This is a genomic window from Methanobacterium aggregans, from assembly GCF_017874455.1.
In the GTDB taxonomy this organism is placed as follows: Archaea; Methanobacteriota; Methanobacteria; order Methanobacteriales; family Methanobacteriaceae; genus Methanobacterium_C; species Methanobacterium_C aggregans.
On sequence record NZ_JAGGLN010000002.1, the window covers coordinates 247,812 to 272,426 of the forward strand.

Annotated in this window: 25 protein-coding genes; 13 read left to right on the forward strand and 12 right to left on the reverse strand. The window is 38.6% G+C overall.

Features of this window, described 5'->3' with window-relative positions; all coding sequences use genetic code 11:
• Positions 1-84: 84 nt before the first annotated feature.
• Genes J2756_RS03950 through comA form a run of 4 tightly spaced genes read right to left on the reverse strand, consistent with a single transcriptional unit; the run spans position 85 to position 3,066 of the window.
• Positions 85-771, reverse strand: coding sequence for a (Fe-S)-binding protein (locus J2756_RS03950; RefSeq protein ID WP_209582792.1), 687 nt, complete (start codon positions 769-771; stop codon positions 85-87).
• 47 nt (positions 772-818) lie between these two features.
• Positions 819-1,520 carry a GTP-binding protein gene (locus J2756_RS03955; protein ID WP_209582793.1) on the reverse strand — a complete coding sequence of 234 codons (702 nt, stop codon included), beginning with the start codon at positions 1,518-1,520 and terminating at the stop codon, positions 819-821.
• Positions 1,517-2,293 carry an ATP-binding cassette domain-containing protein gene (locus tag J2756_RS03960; protein ID WP_209582794.1) on the reverse strand — a complete coding sequence of 259 codons (777 nt, stop codon included), beginning with the start codon at positions 2,291-2,293 and terminating at the stop codon, positions 1,517-1,519. The genes J2756_RS03955 and J2756_RS03960 overlap by 4 nt, the downstream gene beginning before the upstream one ends.
• Positions 2,290-3,066 (reverse strand): phosphosulfolactate synthase, encoded by a 777-nt coding sequence (gene comA / locus J2756_RS03965; protein ID WP_209582795.1) that lies wholly within the window; start codon positions 3,064-3,066, stop codon positions 2,290-2,292. Before comA ends, J2756_RS03960 begins: the two co-directional genes overlap by 4 nt.
• Before the next feature lie 434 nt (positions 3,067-3,500).
• Between comA and J2756_RS03970 the strand changes: the two genes are divergently transcribed.
• From J2756_RS03970 to J2756_RS04015, 10 genes are all read left to right on the forward strand, one after another.
• Positions 3,501-4,064, forward strand: a complete 564-nt coding sequence (locus J2756_RS03970) for a pyruvate kinase alpha/beta domain-containing protein (RefSeq protein WP_209582796.1) — start codon at positions 3,501-3,503, stop codon at positions 4,062-4,064.
• Positions 4,065-4,294: 230 nt separating this feature from the next.
• Positions 4,295-5,443, forward strand: coding sequence for a cell division protein FtsZ (gene ftsZ / locus J2756_RS03975; RefSeq protein WP_209582797.1), 1,149 nt, complete (start codon positions 4,295-4,297; stop codon positions 5,441-5,443).
• A 247-nt stretch (positions 5,444-5,690) separates the two neighbouring features.
• Positions 5,691-5,873 (forward strand): protein translocase SEC61 complex subunit gamma, encoded by a 183-nt coding sequence (locus tag J2756_RS03980; RefSeq protein WP_209582800.1) that lies wholly within the window; start codon positions 5,691-5,693, stop codon positions 5,871-5,873.
• Between the two features lie 199 nt (positions 5,874-6,072).
• The gene (locus tag J2756_RS03985; protein WP_209582802.1) at positions 6,073-6,516 is read left to right on the forward strand and encodes a transcription elongation factor Spt5; all 444 of its coding nucleotides are present in this window, start codon (positions 6,073-6,075) and stop codon (positions 6,514-6,516) included.
• Positions 6,516-7,004, forward strand: coding sequence for a 50S ribosomal protein L11 (locus tag J2756_RS03990; protein ID WP_209582803.1), 489 nt, complete (start codon positions 6,516-6,518; stop codon positions 7,002-7,004). Before J2756_RS03985 ends, J2756_RS03990 begins: the two co-directional genes overlap by 1 nt.
• A gap of 218 nt (positions 7,005-7,222) precedes the next feature.
• Positions 7,223-7,861: a 50S ribosomal protein L1 gene (locus J2756_RS03995; protein WP_209582804.1), complete on the forward strand. Its 639-nt coding sequence runs from the start codon at positions 7,223-7,225 to the stop codon at positions 7,859-7,861.
• The gene (locus J2756_RS04000) at positions 7,862-8,866 is read left to right on the forward strand and encodes a 50S ribosomal protein L10 (RefSeq protein WP_209582805.1); all 1,005 of its coding nucleotides are present in this window, start codon (positions 7,862-7,864) and stop codon (positions 8,864-8,866) included.
• 111 nt (positions 8,867-8,977) lie between these two features.
• On the forward strand, positions 8,978-9,277 hold the full coding sequence (rpl12p, locus tag J2756_RS04005; protein ID WP_209582806.1) for a 50S ribosomal protein P1: 300 nt from the start codon (positions 8,978-8,980) through the stop codon (positions 9,275-9,277).
• Between the two features lie 508 nt (positions 9,278-9,785).
• The gene (gene alaS, locus J2756_RS04010) at positions 9,786-12,500 is read left to right on the forward strand and encodes an alanine--tRNA ligase (protein ID WP_394357541.1); all 2,715 of its coding nucleotides are present in this window, start codon (positions 9,786-9,788) and stop codon (positions 12,498-12,500) included.
• Between the two features lie 287 nt (positions 12,501-12,787).
• Positions 12,788-14,047 (forward strand): methanogenesis marker 16 metalloprotein, encoded by a 1,260-nt coding sequence (locus tag J2756_RS04015; protein WP_209582808.1) that lies wholly within the window; start codon positions 12,788-12,790, stop codon positions 14,045-14,047.
• 264 nt (positions 14,048-14,311) lie between these two features.
• Here the strand turns inward: J2756_RS04015 and J2756_RS04020 are convergent, their stop codons facing one another.
• The 4 genes from J2756_RS04020 to hypD form a co-directional block, all read right to left on the reverse strand.
• Positions 14,312-14,719 carry a zinc ribbon domain-containing protein gene (locus J2756_RS04020; protein WP_209582810.1) on the reverse strand — a complete coding sequence of 136 codons (408 nt, stop codon included), beginning with the start codon at positions 14,717-14,719 and terminating at the stop codon, positions 14,312-14,314.
• Positions 14,720-14,998: 279 nt separating this feature from the next.
• Positions 14,999-16,312: a TldD/PmbA family protein gene (locus J2756_RS04025; RefSeq protein WP_209582812.1), complete on the reverse strand. Its 1,314-nt coding sequence runs from the start codon at positions 16,310-16,312 to the stop codon at positions 14,999-15,001.
• The gene (locus tag J2756_RS04030; protein WP_209582814.1) at positions 16,309-16,986 is read right to left on the reverse strand and encodes a phosphoglycolate phosphatase; all 678 of its coding nucleotides are present in this window, start codon (positions 16,984-16,986) and stop codon (positions 16,309-16,311) included. Before J2756_RS04030 ends, J2756_RS04025 begins: the two co-directional genes overlap by 4 nt.
• An 81-nt stretch (positions 16,987-17,067) precedes the next feature.
• Entirely contained in the window at positions 17,068-18,138 is a 1,071-nt protein-coding gene (gene hypD / locus J2756_RS04035; protein WP_342593107.1) for a hydrogenase formation protein HypD, read from the reverse strand.
• Between the two features lie 267 nt (positions 18,139-18,405).
• Here hypD and J2756_RS04040 point away from each other — a divergent pair, with 267 nt between their 5' ends.
• From J2756_RS04040 to J2756_RS04050, 3 genes are all read left to right on the forward strand, one after another.
• Complete coding sequence (locus J2756_RS04040; protein WP_209582819.1) at positions 18,406-19,674, forward strand: Mur ligase family protein; 1,269 nt, start codon at positions 18,406-18,408, stop codon at positions 19,672-19,674.
• A gap of 239 nt (positions 19,675-19,913) precedes the next feature.
• On the forward strand, positions 19,914-21,086 hold the full coding sequence (locus J2756_RS04045) for a hypothetical protein (RefSeq protein ID WP_209582821.1): 1,173 nt from the start codon (positions 19,914-19,916) through the stop codon (positions 21,084-21,086).
• A 208-nt stretch (positions 21,087-21,294) separates the two neighbouring features.
• The gene (locus tag J2756_RS04050) at positions 21,295-21,957 is read left to right on the forward strand and encodes a nucleotidyltransferase family protein (RefSeq protein ID WP_209582823.1); all 663 of its coding nucleotides are present in this window, start codon (positions 21,295-21,297) and stop codon (positions 21,955-21,957) included.
• Positions 21,958-22,153: 196 nt separating this feature from the next.
• Here the strand turns inward: J2756_RS04050 and J2756_RS04055 are convergent, their stop codons facing one another.
• The 4 genes from J2756_RS04055 to J2756_RS04070 all read right to left on the reverse strand — a co-directional run bounded on the left by J2756_RS04055 (position 22,154) and on the right by J2756_RS04070 (position 24,615).
• Entirely contained in the window at positions 22,154-22,357 is a 204-nt protein-coding gene (locus tag J2756_RS04055; RefSeq protein ID WP_209582825.1) for a hypothetical protein, read from the reverse strand.
• A 133-nt stretch (positions 22,358-22,490) separates the two neighbouring features.
• Entirely contained in the window at positions 22,491-23,171 is a 681-nt protein-coding gene (locus tag J2756_RS04060; RefSeq protein ID WP_209582826.1) for a DUF169 domain-containing protein, read from the reverse strand.
• Positions 23,172-23,449: 278 nt separating this feature from the next.
• Positions 23,450-24,187 (reverse strand): geranylgeranylglyceryl/heptaprenylglyceryl phosphate synthase, encoded by a 738-nt coding sequence (locus tag J2756_RS04065; protein ID WP_209582828.1) that lies wholly within the window; start codon positions 24,185-24,187, stop codon positions 23,450-23,452.
• 281 nt (positions 24,188-24,468) lie between these two features.
• Positions 24,469-24,615, reverse strand: coding sequence for a 50S ribosomal protein L40e (locus J2756_RS04070; RefSeq protein ID WP_048085552.1), 147 nt, complete (start codon positions 24,613-24,615; stop codon positions 24,469-24,471).

Here is a 24,615-nt window from a genome sequence, read left to right on the forward strand (position 1 = left end):
CAATCTCACAGTATCATCTTGATTAAAAATAATTTGTTAGTCAAAACCTTCTTCAAAGTATTATAAAATAAAAATTGAGAAGTTTCATCCCTTGATTGGTGGTGCCCATACCTTAAGGTCTATTCCCTCTATTATGGCCCGTTTACCTTCAAGCTGGACAATAACTCCAGAATGGACTTTCTGCATCATACAATGGCCTGGAAGGAATCTAACTGTTTCACCAATACTGGGTATGTTTCCCTCGATTATGCCCTCAAATCCTCCAACCATACATATTCCAATGTCCATGAATTCAAAGTCTGATTCTGGATCAAGTCTGTGGCACGGTCCCACCATGTGAACCGTTATGAGGCCGTTATCTTCACTTAAAATCTTTGCAAAGTGGGTGATTGGACATGCAAGTGGCCTGTACCTTACAACATCTCCTGCTTTGAGTTCTTTATGCGTGAAGGGGTAGAGAACTTCTCTGCAGGAACGTTCCCCTGGAAGGGGATTTAATATGAAATCTGCTTCGTAGCCATCCAGAACACCTACAAATTTCTCTTCTTCAGGGATCACATTCTCTTCCTTGAGGATCTCCCTTATTTCACTTCTATTTTCATTGAATATTTCCTGGAGGAGGAATCTGCAGCTTTCAAGATTTACCTTGTTTTTCAAGAGGAAGTGTGCAAACTCCTCGCACCTTGCGTATCCACACACACCACAGTTGAAGCCAGGTAACAGTTTCAAAAGCCTTGAGCGTGGATCTGTGTTAGTTGAACTGTTGCTCATAAATACACCTATAATACATAATAATCTGCTTTAAAATTTATTCGCCGTTATTCCCCTTCGTAACTCTGGAATCCATCAATTCTACGGAGTATTCCTCGGTGATATTTTTTGTTAACCTTGGTTTCACCAACACAAAGTGTGCACACAGCAAGAGGTGCTGAATGTCTTAATTTTTCCTCGTCAAGGGCTACTTCTTTGGATTTTATCATTTCTTCAGCCAGTTCAACACATCCCTGACCTGAAAGTCCATTTGCTTCTATTATTTTACATTTGGGGTTTACTTCAAGGACTCTTTCCCTGAATATTTCACGTTCAGCCTGAGATATCATGTCACCCTTTGTTACGACTGCAATATCTGCAGTACTAAGAAATGGACCAACTTTAAGGGGAGTGTTGGGTCCACTGGTTGCGTCTATAACACAGACACCAAGACAGTTCATTGTGTATGGGGCACATCTGTGGCAGAGCCCTGCTGTTTCAACAACAAGAAAATCTGATTCATTTTCCTCTGCCCAGCTTATCATGTCATCTATGTTGTAGATTGCATAGTGGTCTGGACACATGTCCATGGAAAGTCCCACCTTCGTTGGTACCCCAACTTTGGCAAATTTTTTATCATCATCTGTGTACAGGCAGTCGATTTTAACCACAGACGATTTGAGATCCCTTTGTTTAAGATTTTTAAGGGCATGTATCAGTACAGCTGTCTTTCCAGAACCTGGAGTTCCGGCAACAATTACCATCCTCATAATTTCACATCTTCCATGTTTATATCTTCAATAACTTCTCCGTTACGCACCTTGTCCCTTAAACTGAGCATGAGTTCATCGATCTTATTCAGTTTTTGAGATATGGCTTTTTCTGCAGGTGTTGTTCCTACAACATTCTGCATTCCCCCACTCTTCATGACTATACGTTTATCTGTCATCAAGGCAAGCACCGGGTCATGAGTTACAACCATGACTATCTTTCCATGCCCTGAGAGGACCTTAAGGGCGTCATGCTTTCTTATACCTGCATTCTCTATTTCATCAATGAGTACAATTGGAGAATCACTGATAATTGCCACATCTGCCACCATTAAAGCTCTTGATTGACCTCCACTTAAAATTGTAAGGTCAAAATCCTTTTTTATGGGTTCTCCTGTGAGTGTGTTGGCCAATTTTATAACGGAATCCACACATTTGTCACTGGCACCCCTGCATTTAGCGTGAAGATTTAAGAAATCACCAACAGACATGTCCGCAAGGAAATTCATGTTCTGGGACAGCTGTGCCACCATTTTTTTACGGGGATTAGTTCTGTCCTCGTAGCTGGGTTCCTCATCATTTACAAGGATTTTCCTGCGTGAAAATGTATCTTCCTGTGCGAGTTGTTCTATGTCACCTATGAGAGAACTTTTACCACTCCCTGTGGGACCAACAACCCCAAATATTTCACCTTTTTTTATGATTACTTCTTCAACAGGTTCTTTGTTCCCCTGTTTGTCGTAGCCACCTATAACAGTTATTTTTTCTATCATTGCAGGTTCACCTTTCCCAAAGTGTCTCCCCTCAACCCCATTCTCATGGTTTCAAGTGCCGTTATTTCATCAGGTGGGATATTTCCAAGGTTCACATTTGCTCCAAATTTCAGTATCATGTAAACTTGCTGATTTTTATGTGGAGCTTCCCAGATTATTTTGTTGATATCCGTTTTTTTCATGAATAATTCAACATCGTCTTCTTTAACATTGCCATCACTGTCGTAGATACCTATTCCCTTTCCACCTTCCCTTGCTTCAATGAGGACTTTATCGGCACCTGCTTCTATGTCAAAATTAACAAGATCGATCCGTTGATCAATGGTCATTTCACCATCTTTTCTTGGATCCTTCTTTCCAACCTCGGTTATTGTCATGAAGCCATTATCCTTCACTTCACGGATTATTCTTTCCCTTTCTTCAATGGATATGTCAATTGTGCCGTCAGATATTTCTATTGCCTCAAATCCAAGTTTCTGGGATTCATTTAAAAATTCTTCGAATTTATTTTGAATGTATGCAACTTCAAACAATGTCCCGCCAGGGTATGGTTTTACATCATGGGATAAGTACGTTTCAACTTTAGCTTTTATAATGTCTCTTTCATGGACGGCTGAGGTTCCCCATCCAAATTTTGCAAGATCCACATAATCTCCAGATATTTGAAGCAGATCTTCAACAGCTCTTGGACCCATTCCTTTATCCAACATCATTGTAATGCCTTCTTCAGCATCTTTAACGTGAATCTGTGTGAGAAAATTAAATGCATTCATTGCATCACCTTGTTTTTCTATATAATTTCATGTGTTAGTTGTAGATCATATATAAACTATTTCAAATAAAATTTTAGAACTTAATAAGAATTGAATCTTTCGTTTTACTGTTTCAAATTATGAAGATCAAGATATAAAAATTGGGAATATTCAATATCCTAATAATTATTCAACATCGTAGTTAATAGAATAAATTGAAATCATCAAAAAATTTACTTAAATCAAAATTCTAGTTTAATTTAAGAGATCTACATGGGAAATTTGATATAATTAATAAATTTACGGAAATCATAATTAGTAACTTTTATGCGTTAGCAGCAAGTAATTCAAATATGGTAAATTAAATGAATATTGAATAGACTGGATCATTAGTATATCATCATCATAATTCATTGAATAAGAACACATCATGTAAAAATGTGAAGTGATTTTTTATGGAAAAAACTATTCATTACTTTGAAAATCCGGGCATAGAAAACACAGAAAAGCTCATAGAACTTGTTAAAGCTCGAAAAGAAGAATTAAGTATAAAGAACATTGTAATTGCATCTGCATCTGGAAGTTCAGGTGTTAAACTTGCAGAAATGATTGAGGATGCGAGTATCGTTAACGTGACTCACCACGCAGGTTTTAAAGGTGGGGATGAAATTGAGATTGAAACCAAGTACGGCCTAGAACTCGAGAAGAGGGGTGTTGAAATTTATGCAGGATCCCATTCCCTCAGCGGTGTTGGAAGGGGAATATCCAACAAATTTGGTGGTGTTACACCAGTTGAAGTAGTGGCAGAAACTTTAAGGATGTTCTCTCAGGGTTTAAAGGTCTGTGTTGAAATAAGCATCATGGCTGCAGATGCAGGGCTTATACCAACAAATACTGAAGTTATAGCCATAGGGGGCACTGGAAAAGGAGTAGATACTGCTGTGGTGCTCAGTCCTGCACACATGAACAACTTCTTTGACCTTAGGATACATGAGATCATTGCAATGCCCAGACCATAATTTGTGGGGTTATCTTTTCATCATGTTTCCAAGCAAAAGTTCAAAAATTAATCTAGAAAAACAAGTAAGTTCACAATGACGTCATAATGGAATGTTGGTGACATTTTGATGATAAAAGTCAAAAATCAGTTCTGTGATAATAAATTATTGGTAAAAAAACCGTTGCTTTTAAATATGAGTTGTTACAATAACACAATAAGTATTAGTAACATTAGCTGTGGGGGTATGAATTGAAATCTCTTATAAACAATACCATAAAAGAATCTGAAAAGAGAAGGGAAAGATCAGAAGTTGAAGCCCATCATGAATATGATGATAGCATCGACAGCGATCTTAAAGAGATTATACAAAGAAGCCGGGCTAAAATCTATGTTATTGGAACTGGAGGGGCAGGGAATAACACAGTTTCAAGACTTAGTGAAATAGGAATAGCCGGAGCAGGAACTATTTCGGTAAATACCGACGCACAGGATCTTTTCTACTCAAAATCAGACCACAAAATACTCATTGGTCGGGACACATGCGGAGGTCTTGGAGCCGGCGGAGTGCCTGATGTAGGAGAACAAAGTGCTGAGGAAAGCGAAGAACAGATCAAAGCCAAACTCGAAGGTTCAGACATGGTCTTTGTAACCTGCGGTCTTGGTGGAGGAACAGGAACCGGTTCTGCACCAGTTATATCCAAACTGGCAAAGAAACTAGGGGCTCTTACAATAGCAGTTGCAACAATGCCATTCAGTGCAGAAGGACTCAGAAGAAGAGAAAACGCTGAAAAGGGACTTGAAAAGCTCCAAAATGCTGCAGACACCGTAATAGTCATCCCAAACGACAAGCTCCTTGAAGTAGCACCTAACCTGCCAATAAACAAGGCTTTCATGGTTGCAGATGAGATACTTGGAAGGGCTGTGAAGGGCATAACAGAACTCATAACCAAACCTGGTTTAATCGGCCTGGACTTTGCAGATATAAGAAGCATCATGATGGGCTCAGGAATGGCAATGATAGGAATGGGCGAATCCGACTCAGGTGACAGGGCAATAGAATCTGTTCATGAAGCACTCAACAGTCCTCTTCTGGACCTGGACATATCCAATGCCAAAGGTGCACTCATTAACATATCTGGAAGCTCAGACCTGACACTGCACGAAGCAGAGAAGGTTGTGCAGATAGTTGCAGATGAACTGGATCCAGATGCAAACATAATCTGGGGTACACAGATACAGGAAGACCTGCAGAACACAGTCAGAACAACCATAGTTGTGGCCGGAGTTAAATCACCACACATATTTGGAATGCCTGGCGAACGTGAGTATGTAGAAGAAAAAACGAAAGAAACTGTTCCAGAATCTTCACTAGAAGAATTCATTGATGGTGTTTTTTAATCACAAAACCGTATTATTCATTAGTTGGTAGAGGACACCATCGATCATCAGTACTCCATAAAATGTTTCTGTCTTCAGATTTTCAAGTCATGTTAGAATTTATAGGTTAATTTTATGGGTTTAGTTCATACCATCCACCCACAGGATCAAAAGGTTTATAAATCCCTAAAGAGATAACCTATTTGTGATATTCTAGATTTTTTTATAAATATCTCTTCTTTAAGCGTGTCAAAAAGCAGGTATTTCTATGAGTTTAAGTAAAGAGTCAACAGTCAATTTTCTAAAATTATGTCAAAGAGTTCTGCATGTGTCTAAAAAGCCAGACAGAAGTGAATACTTAAATGTTGCCAAAATAACTGGCATTGGAGTTATAATAATAGGTGTTGTAGGATTTATAATCAGTATGATAGCTCAGCTTTTAGGCCAGTAAGTGATTAATATCGATTTAAATCTATTAAAAGCAACTTTTAAAAAACTTTTAAAATAATTATCTATTTATAATAATTATTTGAATATATTATTTGTAATTAAAATCTAAATTTAAAATTTCAACATAACCATAAAACAGCATTATCTAAAATTATTTAAATCTAGAAAGTAATATTGATTTAAGTCAGGTAAGTGATAAATTGATCTATGCAATAAGAACCCTTGTGGGCCAGGAGAAAAACGTTGCAAGAATCATTGCAAGAAATGTTAAAACAAGTGGGATTGAAGTTTACTCAATCTTAGTGCCTGAAACACTTAGAGGATACATTTTAATTGAATCCGAAACAAAAATAGACATGCAGAATCCTGCATTTAAGGTTCCCCACATGAAGGGTGCAATCGAAGGTGAAATACCCTACGATGAGATACAAACCTTTTTAAACCCAGAACCTATCACAGCTTCCATCAAAAAGGGAAGTATTGTGGAACTGGTATCAGGACCCTTTAAGGGAGAAAAGGCTAAAGTTATCAGGATAGATGAATCTAAAGAAGATGTGGTCTTAGAACTTATCGAGGCCGCAGTTCCAATTCCTGTTACAGTTAAAGGTGATCAAATTAGATTAATACAGAAGGAGGCAGATTAATGGCAAAAGAAACTGTAGAAATTCTTATAGACGGCGGTAAAGCCACTCCAGGACCACCATTAGGTCCTGCAATAGGTCCGCTGGGCATTAACATGATGCAAGTGGTTGAAGAGATCAACAAAAAAACTTCAGATTTCAGTGGAATGAAGGTACCAGTTAAGGTTATAGTTGATATCGGCACCAAAGCATTTGAAGTGGAAGTTGGTACACCACCAACAACTGCACTCATAAAGGATGAACTCAAAATAGAGAAGGGTTCACAGGATCCTGGAACAGACAAAGTAGCAGACCTCAAAGTTGAACAGGCATTGAAAATCGCTCGTATGAAATTCGATGCATTACTGTCCAACGACTACAAAATGGCTGCTAAAGAGGTTATAGGTACCTGTGTAAGCATGGGCCTAACAGTCGAAGGAAAAGATCCAAGAGAAGTGCAGAAAGAAATAGATGAAGGAGTATACGATAGTGTACTTGTTCAGGATGCTTAAATCCTGATCTATTTCTATTTTTAAAATTCATTGGAATTAAAAATAAAGCACATGTTTTAAAATTTCATACTCACATTTATCACAGGGGATAAATATTACTAATTTATCCTGTCATCCATTCACAAATTCAATTTCATGGATATGGCATCATATCAGTGAACAAAATATATTATTCATTGTGAACTTTTCATTTGAAAGAGTTCATGGAGGAATATTTGATGAAACAAGAGATATTGGAAGCGGTGAAGAAGGCTAAAGAAGACTCAAAGCCGAGGAACTTCACACAATCCATTGATGTTGTTATAACCATCAAGGATTTAGACGTGAAAAAGCCAGAAAACCGTATAGATGAAGAAGTGTTTCTCCCAAATGGTCGTGGTAAAGACGTTAAAATTGCCTTCATAGCTGAAGGTGAGTTAGCGCTTCAGGCCAAAAACGCAGGTGCAGACCTGGTTATAACCAAGGAAGAACTTCAAAAACTTGGTAAAAACCGTAAGGAAGCGAAAAAAATTGCAAACAAGCATGACTTTTTCGTTGCACAGGCAGATTTCATGCCCCTTGTGGGTAGATTCCTAGGACCTGTATTAGGACCAAGGAAAAAAATGCCTAAACCTGTTCCTGCAACAGCCAAAGCCGAACCAATAATGGGAAAACTTAAAAGCACAGCAAAAGTTAGAATAAAAGATCAACCAGTCATACAAGCAATTGTAGGCTCCCAAGATATGGATGATGAACTCATTGCAGAGAACATCGAAGCCGTGCTTGATATAATGGACAGAAAACTGGAGAAAGGAAGAAGCCAGATAAAGGCCATGTACGTTAAAACAACCATGGGCCCAGTAGCGAGGGTGGTCTAAATGCCTCATGTAGCTAGTTGGAAGAAGGAAGAGGTGGAAAGCCTCAAAGAACTCATAGAAAGCCATGATGTTGTGGGTATGGCTAACCTTTCAGACATACCAGCTCCTCAGCTTCAGAAGATGCGAAGAGCCTTGAAGGACAGTGCAGTTGTTAAGATGTCAAGGAAAACTCTAATGACCCTTGCACTCTCAGAGTCCAAAAAGGAAAACATAGCAGATCTTGGAGAACACATGGATGGGCAGCCAGCCATGATCTTCACAGATATGAACCCCTTCAAGCTGTACAAGATACTTGAGGACAGTAAAACAGAAGCTCCTGCAAAACCTGGAAGCATTGCACCAGAAGACATAGTGGTGCCAAAGGGTGATACGGCCTTCAAACCTGGTCCAATACTTGGTGAGCTTCAGAAAGTGGGTATTCCTGCAAAGATCGATAAGGGCAAAATAGTTATAACCAGTGATAAAACAGTAGTTGCTGAGGGAGAGACTATCTCCAGGGAAATTGCAAGTATGTTAACCAGACTTGAAATATTCCCAATGGAAGTTGGAATCGACCTTGTAGCTGCTTATGAAGATCAAACAGTTTACACATCGGACCTATTGACAATCGACGAAGAGAAAACAATAGCAGATGTACAGAAAGCCTTCACTCAGGCATTGAACCTGTCAGTGAACGCCGTGATATTCAACAAGGAGTCCGTACCAGTAATACTGCAGAATGCAAACACCAAAGCAATGAACCTGGCACTGAATGCAGATATTTTAACATCCAAAACCAGGGACATGATACTTGCAAAAGCTTATGCACAGATGCTTGCACTTGCATCTGAAGTATCAGGCAAGGATACAGATGCAGTTGACGATGAACTTCGAGAAAAACTGAATTCACAGGCCACTGCAGCAGCCCCGAAGGATGATAAAAAACCCGAAGACGATGAAGAGGAAGAAGTTGAAGAAGAGAAAGAAGAGGATGCAGCAGCAGGTCTCGGAGCTCTATTCGGCTGATTTAACATTAAATTTCAACAACTTTAATAAAAATTTAAGGAAGTTAAAACTCAGGGTAAACACTCACGAGTTAAACAAATTTAACAATATTTAGAATTTGAGGTGAATCAAATGGAATATATATACGCAGCAATGTTATTGCACACAGCAGATCAGGAAATTAACGAAGAGAACGTTAAAAAGGTATTAGAAGCAGCAGGAACAGAAGCAGACGAAGCAAGGATCAAAGCATTAATAGCAGCACTCGAAGATGTTGACATCGAAGAAGCTATAGCTAAAACAGCAGTAGCAGCCGCAGCACCTGCAGCAGCCGCAGCACCTGCAGCAGCTGAAGAAGAAGAGGAAGAAGAGGAAGAGGAAGAAGAGAAAGAAGAAGAAGCAGCAGCCGGTCTCGGCGCACTCTTCGGATAATCTCTTTCCCACCTTTTTTTTTAATCGGAAATATTATATCAGACTATTTCATGTCGTTAAAAGTCCGGAATCTAATATATAAATATTGGATCTCCACTTGACTTTTTCATATCTAGAATTTTAACTTATTTAGATATATTATTAAAAATATTGTATCAATCTTATTTTTAGAATTAATTTATTTTAGAATTAACTTTATAGAATCAATTTTCACCATTTTAATTGAATCCTACTTTTAAAAATTTTAAAACTATTTAAACCATGCTTAGTCAAAATAGGATCAAGTTTAACATTAAAATTAAAATAAGTGTTGGTTATAATATCATAGTATAAATATTGAAAATTTATATTTAAAAAATTAAATTGAACTACAACTTTTGAATGAAAAAAACTCTTAAATACTCTTATTAAATTAGTTTAAAGGTTAAAAAGAGTGCTAATTCAAATTTATGTAATTCATTGGATACAATTAAAAAAAAGTTAAGATAAATTTAAAAAACTTTTATTGATGATTACTATGTCTCGTCAGCTTGAAGAACTTGGATTTACAAAGAAAACATGTAAAAAATGTGGAAACGAATTTTGGTCAATAGGGGACAGGGATACCTGTGGAGATGCTCCCTGCGATGAATATGAATTTATAGGGAATCCTGCAACCAGCAAGAAGTACGATCTCTACGGAATTCAGAAGGAATTCACAGAATTCTTCCAGAAAAACGGCCACACGCCCATAAAACGATACCCCGTACTTGCAAAACGATGGAGAGATGATGTTTTCCTTGTTGGAGCTTCAATCTACAACTTCCAGCCGTGGGTAACATCTGGAATGGTTGAACCCCCTGCAAACCCACTTGTAGTGGCCCAACCATCAATCAGACTCAACGATGTGGATAACGTGGGACGTACAGGTCGCCACATGACCTGTTTCACAATGGGTGCACACCACGCATTTAACAGTCCTGAAAAACAGGTTTACTGGAAGGATGAAACTGTTAAGTACTGTCACGACTTCATAAAGCATATTGGAATTGATCCGAGTGAGATAAGCTACATTGAATCTTGGTGGAAGGGTGGGGGAAATGAAGGACCCTGCTATGAAATCTGTGTCAGGGGGGTGGAACTTGCAACCCTGGTTTTCATACAGTACAAAACAACACCAGAGGGACTTAAAGAAATTCCCCTGAAAATCGTTGACACGGGCTACGGACTTGAAAGGTTCGCATGGATCTCACAGGGCACAGCAACAGCATACGATGCATCCTTTGGACCTGTAATCAACAAACTCAAGGACATATCCGGTGTGGAACTTGACCAGGAACTCCTTGCAGAAAATGCAAAAATAGCAGGGATGATGGACATTGAGGACATTGCAGATCTTAAGGTCTTAAGATCCAGGGTTGCAGGTAAACTTGGAATATCAGTTGATGCACTTACCAAGGCTGCAGAGCCCATGGAAGCTGTTTACGTTATTGCAGATCACACCAGATGTCTTGCTTTCATGCTTGCAGATGGGGTGATACCCTCAAACGTCAAGGAAGGATACCTTGCAAGGCTTGTACTTCGAAGAACTGTGCGGTTCATGAATGACCTTAAATTAAAGGAATCCCTCTCTGAAATGATGGATATGCAGCTGGACTTTTTATCCAAGACCTACCCTGAGATCAAAAACAGTCAGGAGCATATATCCAACATAATCAACCTCGAGGAGAAACGCTACGGCAAAACAACGTCCAAGGGCACAAAACTGGTGCAAAAAAGTATAAAATATCTTAAAAAGGAGAATAAAACTGAAATCCCCGTTGACATGCTTATCAAACTCTATGATTCCCATGGAATACCACCTGAAAGCATTGAGGAAATTGCAGTGGCTGAAAACTTCAGTGCAGCCGTTCCTGACAACTTCTACACCCTTGTTGCAGCAGAGCATGAAGAGGAAACAGTTGAAGAAAAGGCCCAAATTGAACTGAACTTCCCTGAAACAGAACTGATGTTCTACGATGAACCAGAGAAAAGGGATTTCCAGGCAGAACTCCTTGGTTTCCATGAAACGAGTGCAGTACTGGATCGGACTGAATTCTATCCTGAGGGTGGAGGTCAGCCATCTGACATAGGATTCTTAAGGGTTGGTGATGATAAGTTCAGGGTTCTTCATGCTGAAAAGGTTCAGAACGTTGTTCTGCACAAACTGAGTGATGAAGATGCAGAGAAATTCAAGGCATTTACTGGGTCCCAGGTTGAAGGAGAGATCGATCCTGTGAGGAGAACCGCACTTACAAGGAACCACACAGCAACTCACCTGATCGTTGCAGCTGCAAGGAGGGTTCTTGGAGAGCACATATGGCAGGCAGGTGCCCAGAAGGGTGTTAAAAAGTCAAGGATTGACCTGTCCCACTACAAACGTATAAAGCCTGAGGAACTACAGGAGATAGAGCTCATTGCAAACAGGTTCGTTATGGAGAACCATGATGTTAAAACCCGTTGGATGAACAGAACAGATGCAGAGAAGGAGTACGGTTTCATACTCTACCAGGGAGGAGTTGTTCCCGGTACGGACATACGGACAGTTAAAATTGAAAATGTGGATGTTCAGGCCTGTGCAGGTACCCATGTGGAGCGCACAGGAGATATAGGTATGATAAAGATAACCCGTACAGAGAGGATCCAGGATGGAGTTGAGAGGATTGAATTTTCAGCTGGAGAAGCTGCAGTTGAAGCAGTTCAAAGAAGCGACGATCTCCTTAAGGAAAGCAGCACCATCTTCAAGGTTGAATCTGAACAGCTGCCTAAAACCTGTGAAAGGTTCTTCACAGAATGGAAGGCATTTAAAAATGAAATTGGAAGACTTCAGGACCAGATTGCTGCACTTAAAATTGAGGGAATTGGAGACAAAGCTGAAAAAATCGGAGACATCACCTTCTTGAGTGAGACCATGGATAGTGACATGGGTGAACTCATCAAGATCGCAACTGACCTCACGGAAAATGAAGATGGCATTGATGTGGTTGTATTTGGAAACAATGACGGCAAGATCGTTGGGGCTTCCTCCAAGAAAGCTGTGGGTATTGGTGTGAGGATGAATGAGATCATCAAGGGTGCAGCCAAGATACTTGGTGGAGGTGGTGGTGGAAGACCAAACCTTGCCCAGGGTGCCGGCCGAAACAGTGAAAAGATGGTTGATGCAATAGAATATGCTGCCCAGAAAGTTAGGGAGATTGTGGAGTGAATCCAGATAATTCCATCCTTTTACTTTAAAATAAATTTTTTTTTGATTCATGAATTTTTAATTTTTAACACCATTACTTTTCTTCAGTTTTTAATTTATTAATCTAAAAAATCAAAATTTTATATAACAAATGATCCTAACTAAACAATTGTTATAAATTGTTACAGTATCAAAAAATAGTTTTTGTATATATTTGTATAATGAAATTAAGCATAAAACCTTCCTTAAAAAATCATTAAAAATTTATGAATAGAGTTACCTGTACAAACATAACCCGGAGAACCTGAATGAATATCCGAACTATAGAAGAAATAAACAAGAAAATTGAAAGTGGAGATGCAACTGTCCTAACCGCAGAGGAAATATCACAGCTTGTAAGGGATGGTGAAGAACCTCGTGCCGAGGATGTTGATGTTGTAACCACAGGTACATGCGGAATAATGTCTGGAACAGCTGCAGTACTCCACGTGCCTGTTGCAGATCCTGGAGCATTCAAAAAAGCAAAAAGTGTCCTGCTAAACGGAGTGCCTGGATTTCCAGGACCCTGCCCCAATGAATGGCTTGGATCCGTGGACATGATTGTTTACGGTACCAATCACAGCATATACAATGACACCTATGGTGGAGGATTCCTTTTCAAGGATCTGGTTGGTGGAAAGGAGATAAAAATAGAGGTTGAATCCATAGACGGAGAAAAATTTGAATCAACCGTTACCATGGATGATTTAGGCGCGGCCCAAATGATTGGAACACGCCTTGCCTTTAAAAATTACAACTCATTTGTAAATCCAACAACCGAAGCGGTTTCATCAATATTCAACGCCATAAATATGGGAGGACCCTTTAAAGGGTTCACATTTTCAGGCTGTGGTGAGCTGAACCCCCTCCAAAACGATCCATCCATGAAAACCATCTGTGCAGGTTCCAAAGTACTTTTAAATGGTTCTGAAGGTCTTGTTATTGGTAAGGGAACACGAAGCAGTGCTGAGAAACCCAACATGATGATAACCGCTGATATGAAAAATATGGACCCCCACTACCTTGGAGGGTTCAAAACAGGAGCTGGACCTGAAGTCTTTGACAGTGTTGCAGCTGCAATTCCAGTTCTGAGTGAGGGTATATTCAAGGAAACCTTCATAGAGAATAAGGATGTTAAATTACCTGTTACAGATATAAGGGGCCGTCACAGTGTTCTTGGATTCACTGACTATGCTGATGCATGGGAAGGATCTGATGAAAGGCCAGTGCACCATGCAGACATCTGTAGAAACTGTGAGGTTTGCATAGTGCGTGAGAGATGTCCTACAGGAGCTTACACAGGCACATTGAACACCAGACGCTGCTTTGGCTGTGGAATGTGTGCCTACTCCTGTCCTTACGGTGCATTCACAATGGAGACTGGAAATGTTCATTTCTCCCTTGAGGGAAAATCCATGGAGGTTCCTGTGATGTGCAGGCAGTCAGATATAAGAAGGGCCAGGGAACTGGTGGCAGAACTCACAAAAAGGATAGAAACTAGGAAATTTTTGCTCAACAACTGTTTGTAGTTTCTAATTTCCTATTTTTTTAAACAAACTTATAAGATGCATGCTTTAATTTTTAAATCTTTTTTTAATGTTCCGGATTTTGTGTAGAAAAAAAGTCAATGAACATCAAATTTTTTTTATAATAATTTTTTATAATTTTATGGTAACAGATTTTAATTTTAAATCCTTATGAGATTTTGTCCAGATTAATCAAAAAAATGTATGGATTGATCAATTGAATTAAAATGAATAACAAAGAGAGCTGAGAAATGAATAGGATCAGTTTCATCCCACTTTTATGCTGGGAATGATTTGGGAGTTTCCAGAGAACACCATTATCCCTATCACGAAGCCAATTATTAATGCTGCAAGTAATATTATAACAGTTGCACCCATACCACTGGACTTCTTGGAAGCTGCAGGCTCATAATCCTCATATCCATAGTTAGATTCGTAACTGGATCTACTTTGGTTCCTTTTCCTAGGGGTTGTGGGTTCATCGTAGTCCCTGTAACTTTCGTAGATATCCTCATAGTCTTCCTGATCCTGGTACTCCCCATCGATGTACCTTTCTTTAAGGGGTTTTTTAGATACGGGTTTCCTATTGCTTTTGGGTGTGAAAAGTTCCATACCGCAGTTTGAGCAGTACTCTTCACCATCTCTAATTTCAGCTCCGCAGTTTTCACAGATCATGTTACCACCTGACATTTAGATATCTGGTTCTTTAATATTTCATTCATAAGTTACAATACATTTAATTTTAAGTTTTGATATTGAATTGATTTGATATTATAAAATTAAGGTAGTTCCTATAAATTTTTTATGAATAACTATGGAGTAATATTGCTTTTACAAGCAACCATACTTAGAGTGTACCTCAGAATCCTTTTTCATCATGGATTCTCCCAGTAAATCTTCAAAAAACATTACACAATAAATAAAAAAAAGGGAACAATGATGCTTTTAAACCATTCAACCAACAACCCTCATGTTCTGAATGAATATTTGAGGGATAACAAATGGACCCCTTTGTTTTGAAGTTTTAGAAGCTGCAGATGCCTTTTTTAAGCTTTGGAATATGTTTCCAGATATCATGGCTTTCTTCACAGGGTAGGCAATTTCACCATTCTTTACTTTGAAGGCATTCATTGCTTCAACTGAGAAATCTCCAGATATTGGGTTTGCAGTGTGTGCACCTAAAACATCCCTTACGAATATTCCATTTTCAACCTCTGAAAGTTCGTTGATGCTTCCAAACTCAACTATGAAGTTGCTCATACCTACAGAAGGAATGTCTGCATAGGATCCCCTCATACCATTACCTGTGCTTTCAACACCACCCTTTCTGGATGTGTATATGTCGTAGAGGAAATTTTTAAGGACACCCTTTTCTATCAAGGTTGTTTTCTGGGTTGGTGTTCCCTCTCCATCAATGTTTGAGGAGTTGAGACCATTTTCAAGGGTTCCATCATCGTATATGCTAAGAGAACTTGATACAACTTCTTCTCCAAGTTTATCTGCAAAAAGTGATCTTCCCCTCTGAACATTGTCTGCATTCAGTGCATTTGAAAAGGTTGAAAGTAAACCTGCAGCTGCGTCGTAATCCAATATCACCATTAAATCTCCAGTATCTATGGATTTACCTCCTCTGGAGTCAAGTGCAACCTGACATGCTTTTTGGGCGATGGTTTCAGGGTTTACATCGAAGTGGGTTGATGAGTCTGATTCATGGGCAGTTGACACTGCTTCGCCATCCTCTGCATTGACGGATATGTACCCTGCAAATCCTGTTGAAATGTCCTGACAGTCTGCACCCTCTGAATTTAGAAGCAAACTTTTGTATGAGCCTGCAGCAAATCCTCCAGATGTTGGCTGGCATTTTTGATCTGAGACCGTGTTTATCATGGTCTGTGCAAAGTTCACAGCCTCTTCAATCTCAAATGCTTCAATCTTCCTGTCGTAAAGGCCTTTAACACTTGGATACTTGGCTTTTGCTGCGAATGAAAAGTTTTCATCTGCCACATTGGAGTGTGCATTGAAAACTGCCCTTTCAACTGTTCTGCCCAGTTCTTCAGTGCTTCCTGTGTTGGTTGTGTGTGCAAATCCCATTTTACCGTCAATTATCACCCTAACTCCAACTCCAAGGGATATGACTTCCTTTGCAAAGTCCACTTTATCGTTTTTAATATCAACATCAACACTTTCTTCCCTTTCAACATAGATTTCCGCATTTTCTGCGTGTTTCAATGCAATATCCAGTGTTTTATTCGCTACCTCATACATCATAATATAAACCTCTCAACAGCTTCTGCAACCCCATCTCCGTAGGGTTTCTCAGTTACATAATCAGCAATATCCTTAAGCTCCGAAACAGCATTTGCAACGGCAACCTTAACACCTGAAGCTTTTAAAAAGTCCAGATCATTCTCACTATCACCCACAGCCATTATATCCCCTGTTTTTATTCCCATTTTTCCTGCAAGAAATTCAAGGGATGATCCCTTGTTCACTGAAGGGTCTGTAAGGTGTATTGCAAATTTAGAGTCGTAAACTTCAACTTCAAAGTTTTTCAGTGCATCCTTAACCATTTCCACAGGGATGTTTCGTTTCAATGCAACTTCAGACACCCTCTGGTTGGAGTATTCAACCTTCTCAACTGGAGGGTTCCATGCCATGTTGGATCTTAAAAAATCATAGGCACCCTGACATTTACCTATGTCTCCAAGAACATGTTTTTCTCCCTGAAACTCAACCACCCCTCCGTTTTCGGCCACAAAACCTCCAGTTGTGCCGAAGAGTATGGATACTGCATTTACAAAGCATGATATGTTTCCTGTGACTATCACAACAGGAATTCCCATACCCTCAACTGTGCGAATGGCCCTTATTGCACTTATACATGCCTTCCTTGTTTTATCCGTTATGGTACCATCAACATCCAGAGCTACAGCTTTAATCACTTAAATATCCGCCCATTTTTAGTTTTTTTCATTTTATCCTAACTTGAAAATCGAAGTAACAATCCTGAAGGGTACAACTAATTACAGGGACCCATATCTGTATGCTATGTTACATGTTCCCTCTTTACTCACCATACATGCACCTACAGGGTTCATTGGATTGCACTCTTTCTTGAAAAGTTTGCATTCTTCAGGTCTTGCAATTCCACGGAGTATTGGGCCACAGATACATCCTGTTACAACATCCTGTGTTTCTTCAACTTCTATATCGAATTTTTCCCTTGTATTGAACTGGGAAAACTCGTCCCTGATCTCGTAGACAGAGTCAGGTATCGTTGGAAAACCTCTCCACTCCCTGCTTGTGATGTAGAAAACTTCTTCAAGGAGTTCTTGAGCCCTCACGTTACCTTCATCCCGGACAGCACGTTTGTACTCATTTTGAACTTCGGCTTTTCCGTCCTTGAACTGTTTGAGTATCATGTAAACTGACATTAGAACATCCAATGGGTTAAAACCTGCAACAACCTGTGGAATGTTGTATTTTTCAGAGAATATATTGTAGGGTTCTGTTCCGATGATGGTTGCAACATGCCCAGGTTCTATGAGTGCGTTTAGGTTCACTTCACCTGATTCTATTAGGAACTTCAAGGCTGGTGGTATCATCCTGTGACAGGACAGGAATGAGAGGTTTTCTGGAGGTCCAGAAACAATTTCAGATGCTGTTGTTGGGGCTGTGGTTTCAAATCCTGCAGCCATGAAAACAACTTCGTTGTCAATTTTTTCTGCTATTTCAACTGCGTTGTTGACACCGTAAACTATTCTTACATCTGCACCGTCTGCCTTTGCATCCATGAGTGAACCTGTTGCTCCTGGAACCCTCAGCATGTCACCGAAGGTTGCTATTGTAACGCCCTGCCTTGCAAGGTACAGGCATTCATCAACTTCCCTTGCAGGGACACAGCAGACTGGACATCCAGGGCCTGCAACTATTTCAACTTCTTTAGGGAGTAGGGACCTTATTCCATGCTGCATTATGGTGTGTTCATGTGATCCGCAAACATGCATTATTTTAACGGGTCTTGAAATGTTTTCTATGCGTTTTATTATTTCTCTGGACAAATTCTTCATTAAGACACCTTGATAACTTTTGATTTCCTGAATTATGTCTTTATTAGACCTAAGAATTTTAAGTTTAATTCTTGTAATATCTATTGTAGAAACAGATACATAAAAATAAGCATAAGAACTTGTATATTTTTTTACATAAAATTTTTACATAAAAATCTTTTTTAAAATGGCAGTTATCCCATTAATAGATATGAAAAAATAAACACAATTTCATAGGTTAGATATTAAAAACCGAAGAAAATTACTTGTCTTGGATTAAAATAGAAATAATGATTGAAAATGGTAATTAAAATGAAGGTATCAGTTATTGGTCTGGGTAAAGAGGGTGAAAATGCTGTAAAATCCCTTTTAAATTATGGATGTCAGGTTTATGCCTCAGATATAAATGAAAATATTGATCTAAGCAATTTTGAAGCTATTTATGAAAAGGACATTGCTAAAGGTCTTGATATGGATTTAGGCAGGCATGATTTTGATAAGATCAATTCATCGGATGCAATGGTACTGAGTCCCGGACTCTGGAACATTAAAATGGCAGAGATGATCAGATCCCAGAAAAAACTTCTTTCAGATGTTTTCAGCCAACATAAGTCCCTTTTCACAGTGGGTGTTACAGGTACCAACGGTAAAACAACAACCTGCTTCATGATAAAGGAAATACTGGAAAAAAAGGGTTTGAATGTCCTTATTGGAGGTAACGCTGGTGGAGGATTTCAGGGTTACACCCAACTTATACTGGAAGCTGAACTTGGAAACCCAGAGCAAAATTACGATGTCATGGTGGTTGAAGTCTGTGATATGACCCTTGATTTTTCCAAGGCAACCTTCGATCTTGATGTTGTTGTGGTTACCAACATTGGATCAGACCATATGGACTTCCACGTATCCATTGAGAACTACTGCGAAGCAATATGCAGATTTTTAAAGGGTAAAAAAGCTGTTTTAAATGGATATGATACCAGCCTTCAAAATTTAGGTGATTGTGCAGATAAAACTATATTTTTTGAGGAGTACACTGGAAAGTTGAATGTTTTTGGGAAGTTCAACAGACAGAATGCTGGGGCTGCATCAGAGGTTGGAAAGATTTTAAATGTAACACCTGATGAAATCAATGCAGCTCTGGGAGATTTTAAAGGTGTTGAGGGAAGAACCAAACTCCTGAAGGTTCATGGTTCCAGGGTCCTCATAGGAAAAACAGACAATGCCCCCGCAACAGCAGCCGTGCTTAAGGAAACTCCTTTTGATGTGGTTATGATTGGAACTCCAAGGAAGGGAGAATTGTGTAGATTAGATACGTTGAAAGAAGTTTCCAGGGCAAATCCTCCTGTTGTGGCACTGTTTCCAGGGCTTGAGGATACTGTTGATACTGCATTAAACATCCTTAAAAGCACAGGCTATTCAGGAGTGATAGAAGTTCTTGAGAATGTTTCTGAAGTTGTGGATTTTACATTAGAACTTGTAAAGGCAAATCAGAGCATCAACATATTCATCGGAGGAAATGGCCAGGAAAGGATTATACAAATACAGAAAAAGTTGTATGAACAATCTGAAAGGCCATGATTAATTAATTTGAATTCAATGATTTATTTGAGGGATATAAAATTTAAAAATAATTTAAATTCTTTTTTTTATGCTTTCAGGAAATACTTTTTTTGGTCTTGTAATAACGGATCATGGTTGATCATATTCCATTTGTATGATCAATTTAAGGACCACTATTATTAGGAGTATTTATACTGTGATGACCTATTATATTAAGAAATAATAAATTTCTAAAAATTCAAAGGAGGATTGAATTATTGTACCGCCGCCTAAAACCAATAATTATCCTATTAATATTGATAGTATTAGCAATCGCGATGAATCCTGTTGGTAACTCTTTAGAGAACTATTATCCACAGCAAAAAGCTATGGATATTGCTGCATTAACTATTGGAAATACTGTTACGTCTGGAATGGATGTTGTGGATGAAAGTAAACTGCGTAAAGTGCCTGTGATCTATCATCCGGAGTACATAATGAATGATCTCAAAGAACAGCAATTCTATGATCTTTTTGTTGCCTTAACCACAGGTGCCATTGAAACACCCCTGAATGAGTTAACTGGAGCCCATATCTCATCACATGGAACTGCTCAGGGATTTGAAGGACCTGGAATACTCCTTGTAAAAGGAGATAAGCTGGTTGTGAGTCCTCCAGACACATTTGTATGGGGATTCAAAAAAGCTTACACTTACGGTGTTAAGACCAAAAGTGGACTTGAAATCTGGGAAAATGAAAAAACCGTTAAAACTGTGCCCTACAGTGATATAAGTAATAGTACAGTTCCTCACAATTACGTTACAGTTAAAACACTGAAAAAATGGTGCAACAAAGCAGATAATGGGGCCAAAATAACATTAAACTATGGACTGTCCAATTTCAACGACAACAGAAACCCAGTAGCTCCAGAAGACATAGAAACATTCTTTGGAAATGATGTTTTAGAGTACATGGAAAATTATCCCTCAGGCAGCCCTGTAATGGTTTACGCTAAATTTTCAACAGAAACTGTTGTTGGAACAGGTGCCGATGTTTTGGGATCCTATGCAAATTACAGTACAACTGCTAGGGCTTACAATGCAATGCAGTTTGTAAAGGGCTGGAACAACACCATAATACCCCCGCACACAACCTCACATGGAAAGGAAACTGTTGGATTTCAGGGAATCAGTGACCCCCATGCACCAGAAGACAGTGCCACTCATGGAGTTTGTCCAGCGGCCAGATCACTGCGAAGTGCCGTTATGTCAGATGGATTCCCACTGCCTGTAGGAATGTCAAGCGGAGAATATGCAGTTTTATATGGATTTGAACCCAGTGCCGGGATATTGCTCAAAAATACAAATGATTATCCTGTTAAAATTGTGATGTGGACAACTGGAAGTGGTGCAGGCCTGCATATATATACAAAGGCAATTGCATTGGCATAAAAAAACTATCCAAATTTCCTTTTCTATTTTTTTCTTATTTTTTAAGGCAATTTATAATTGAAAGAGTTTTCAAATTTAAGAAAAATTTATTTTTTTTTAGATGAATAAGCTTATTTTAGATAAAAGTTCATTCTTAAATAAAAAGAAGGCTAAAGTAGTATCAGATTGATTTTAAAAAAATTAAAGGAATTATTTCAGTGTGATTCAAATGATTTCAGCCATAGTAACAGCAGCAGGAAAAAACAGGCGCATGATAGCGGATCAAAAATCCAGAGGGATTGAAGTAAAGCACAAACTCCTCCTAGACCTTCATGGAAAGCCAGTTATAATACGGACCATTGAAAACGTTTTGAATGCTGGTGTGGATGAAGTTGTGGTTGTTCTGGGCCATTTCAGCCATCAAATAATTGGAGTTATTGATGATTTTGATGATGAAAGAGTTAAGATTGTTGAAAACCCTGATGTAAATGTTGAACTATCTGAAACACTTTTAAATGGGGCTTTCAATGTTGAATCTGGTTTGTGTCTTTGTGTTGCTGCAGATCAACCCACAATAACAACGGAAACATTTAAAAATCTCATAAAAAAGGCTTCAGAATATTTTGAACCTGAAAATATCGTTTCAGTAATGGCAAGGCAGAAAACTGGTTTCCTTGATAGTGCAGAGGGACTTGGGATGCCCTTTGTATGTCACAGTGATCTTTTGAAGAAGTATCTTCCAGGACGTGAGGATAATCTGAATCCTATCTTAAGGAATATGGTTGATGATGATGTGGTTTTCTACGGTTCTCCTGCCCTGAACGATTTGGAACTGGTTAACATAAACCGTTGGGATGATTATCTCCTTGTTTTGGAAAAAATGGGCAGATGACAGTTTTTTCAGGAATTTTTTGGATCTAATTCAAATTATGCTCTTTGAATCTGAATTGAATGGAAAATTGGAGATTGAGTGAATATTAAGGCCTTGACTAACTTAAAAAAAAGTAGCATGTCAATTTCAAAGCCCAACCTAACCCAGTTCAGACTTACCTTTGTGGATTGCTGTTCTTTCATGCTCTGCTTGGGAACTATTTCTCAAGGCTCTCTTCTAAAAGTTCAAATCTTTCCTCGAATTCTTCCATAACCTTTCCAAGTTTTTCAACAAGTATTAATGTATCATACACCCAGTTAATAACTAATTCCTGGTCTGCTTCTCCTTCATATTCCTTTATTTTCCCAGATAAATCCTTCACTTCTTCCAGTATTTTATAAACTGCTGTTTCATCTGACACATTTTCACCCCAGTTATAATCATATATTGTACTTCATTCCTATTACAATATTCTGAAGCAAAAAAATGCCCATTATCAGCTGCGAATATTGGCCATGAAAAATTAGTTATGCAAAAAAAGGAAAAATATGGGATTATAAAGAGTCCAATGCATTTACGAAACAACCTACATTCTCACCGTTCATCCCCACTATAACTTCATCCGGGTTTATATCAGCATAGCTTCTTGAACCGCTGCAACCTAGGGTTATATTCGGCCTTTTACGAGTGTAAGGGCCTGCAACTGCATCTCCACATATTGACTGTATTCCTGCAAAGTCCGCCTCAACACGACCCCCTAGGGTGTAAACCATTGCCTGGGACATCAGCATGGCCTGTTTTGGGTTTGCAATTATCACAACAACATCCGGGTCGAAGGGTGTGGTTTCAAGTGGTGCATATGCTATTGCTCGCATTATCGGGTCAATTTTTGGTATAGCATCCATTGTTCTCTTGGCTGAGCCAAGGCTTGAGAACCGTTTCAGTGAGTAGTACATTTCACCTGTTTTAACCTTTTCTGGAGCTTCCATAAGGCCCAATGCTGCAGCTCCACCTTTACACTTCTCTTCATCCACTGTTGCATAAAAAGTTGCACCTTGAGCTGCTTTTTGAACCATTTCACAGTGCCTAATGGATTCATCTATCTTTGGGATGCCCTCAGGAATATCTTCTTCCTTTAAAACTAGCTTAATTGCAACTGGAGATTTTTTTAGCCCTAATTTATCCCTTATTTTCTCCGAAAGTTCTTTGTATCCGTCTACATCACAACTTGCCATAAATTTCACCTCAGATGATCTATGTAGATAATTGATATAACCTTTTATTTATCTTTCTGATTAACAGCGTTAAGTAGAAATTTTTTTGGAAAATAAAAATTAAAAGAGGTTTTTATTAATTTAAAAATAAGTTAAAGATGTTTTATATAAATTAAAAAAATTTACATGGACTAAAAAGATTTTAATGGAAAAATAGTGGATGAATTATTTAAAAAAAAGTTGAAACTTAAAATAAGTTAGAATATGAATAAGATCATAAAAAGAATTTTATCCATATCTCAGGCGGATCTTATGCCTTGTACGAGTTCTGATATTTTTTGATGGATGTTGGAACTGTTTTCAACCACTGTTCCTGTTACTATTATATCTGCACCAGCTGCTGCAACTTCCCTTGCTTCCTCACCACTTCTGATTCCACCACCCACAATGAGTATGATGTCTGAGGATTTTTTAACGGCAGCGATCATTTCAGCGGGAATGTGATTTCCTGCACCGGATCCAGCTTCAAGGTACAGTAACTTCATGCCCATGAACTCTGCTGCTATTGCATAGGCTGCTGCAAGGTCTGGTTTTGCTCGAGGTATGAGTTTTGCATCTCCAACCCATCCAACTGTTCCGCCGGGCTCTACAACGAGATATCCCATGGGTATAGTTTCAATTCCCATTTTCTTAATGGTGGGAGCACCAAGTGCCTGAGCCCCTGTTATCCAGTATGGATTCGTTGAGTTTAAAAGGCTCATGAATAAAATAGCATCAGCGTACCTGCTTACGCCGCTTATGTTTCCTGGAAACAAAATAACAGGAACATCAATATTTTCTTTAAGTGCTTTGGCAGTTGCATCCAACTCATTTGAGTTGGTTGTTGAACCACCTAACATTATGGCATCTGTTCCACCTGTAACCGCTTCTTTGGCTATTTCAACAGCCTTTTCAGGACTCTGTTCCTCAGGATCCAGTAGGGTCAGGTGCAGTTTATGATCTTTCAATGATTCTTTAAGGTAATCTTCAACATTCATCTTGAATCACCTGCAAAATGATGATAGAAATTATAATAAAATTTTACAGCATTATTGATAATTTTACATAGATTATTTTTTTTATAGAGGTTATGCTCATAAAAATTAATCAAAATGCATTTTTATAATGAAATAGAAGGATTTATTTGGATATTAAAGGTAAATAAATGAAATTTTAAAATTATTGATTTTATAGTATGGTCCTTCAAGTTCAATTAAATCCATGGATAATTTAACATTTGAGGGTTTATAAACCCCTCAGTTAAATTAAAACGGCTTATTCAGCCTCTTGGTTCTTTTGCCTTGTACCTTAAACCTTTGTAACCACATTTTCTGCATGTTTTTGCGGTTGGAGGGTTTCTTGCGTTACATTTAAGACAAATCTTTATCTTGAAGATTCTGTTCTCTGCTTCTTCAAATCTAGCCAT

Excerpts from the sequence above, each read along its gene's own strand:
- alaS (WP_394357541.1), top strand. The coding sequence starts at position 9,786 with ATGATTACTATGTCTCGTCAGCTTGAAGAACTTGGATTTACAAAGAAA.
- J2756_RS04020 (WP_209582810.1), bottom strand. The coding sequence starts at position 14,719 with ATGATCTGTGAAAACTGCGGAGCTGAAATTAGAGATGGTGAAGAGTAC.
- J2756_RS03950 (WP_209582792.1), bottom strand. The coding sequence starts at position 771 with ATGAGCAACAGTTCAACTAACACAGATCCACGCTCAAGGCTTTTGAAA.
- rpl12p (WP_209582806.1), top strand. The coding sequence starts at position 8,978 with ATGGAATATATATACGCAGCAATGTTATTGCACACAGCAGATCAGGAA.
- J2756_RS03955 (WP_209582793.1), bottom strand. The coding sequence starts at position 1,520 with ATGAGGATGGTAATTGTTGCCGGAACTCCAGGTTCTGGAAAGACAGCT.
- J2756_RS03995 (WP_209582804.1), top strand. The coding sequence starts at position 7,223 with ATGAAACAAGAGATATTGGAAGCGGTGAAGAAGGCTAAAGAAGACTCA.
- J2756_RS03970 (WP_209582796.1), top strand. The coding sequence starts at position 3,501 with ATGGAAAAAACTATTCATTACTTTGAAAATCCGGGCATAGAAAACACA.
- J2756_RS04050 (WP_209582823.1), top strand. The coding sequence starts at position 21,295 with ATGATTTCAGCCATAGTAACAGCAGCAGGAAAAAACAGGCGCATGATA.
- J2756_RS03990 (WP_209582803.1), top strand. The coding sequence starts at position 6,516 with ATGGCAAAAGAAACTGTAGAAATTCTTATAGACGGCGGTAAAGCCACT.
- J2756_RS04025 (WP_209582812.1), bottom strand. The coding sequence starts at position 16,312 with ATGATGTATGAGGTAGCGAATAAAACACTGGATATTGCATTGAAACAC.
- J2756_RS04070 (WP_048085552.1), bottom strand. The coding sequence starts at position 24,615 with ATGGCTAGATTTGAAGAAGCAGAGAACAGAATCTTCAAGATAAAGATT.
- J2756_RS04065 (WP_209582828.1), bottom strand. The coding sequence starts at position 24,187 with ATGAATGTTGAAGATTACCTTAAAGAATCATTGAAAGATCATAAACTG.
- J2756_RS03960 (WP_209582794.1), bottom strand. The coding sequence starts at position 2,293 with ATGATAGAAAAAATAACTGTTATAGGTGGCTACGACAAACAGGGGAAC.
- J2756_RS04040 (WP_209582819.1), top strand. The coding sequence starts at position 18,406 with ATGAAGGTATCAGTTATTGGTCTGGGTAAAGAGGGTGAAAATGCTGTA.
- J2756_RS04015 (WP_209582808.1), top strand. The coding sequence starts at position 12,788 with ATGAATATCCGAACTATAGAAGAAATAAACAAGAAAATTGAAAGTGGA.
- J2756_RS04060 (WP_209582826.1), bottom strand. The coding sequence starts at position 23,171 with ATGGCAAGTTGTGATGTAGACGGATACAAAGAACTTTCGGAGAAAATA.
- J2756_RS04000 (WP_209582805.1), top strand. The coding sequence starts at position 7,862 with ATGCCTCATGTAGCTAGTTGGAAGAAGGAAGAGGTGGAAAGCCTCAAA.
- J2756_RS03980 (WP_209582800.1), top strand. The coding sequence starts at position 5,691 with ATGAGTTTAAGTAAAGAGTCAACAGTCAATTTTCTAAAATTATGTCAA.
- comA (WP_209582795.1), bottom strand. The coding sequence starts at position 3,066 with ATGAATGCATTTAATTTTCTCACACAGATTCACGTTAAAGATGCTGAA.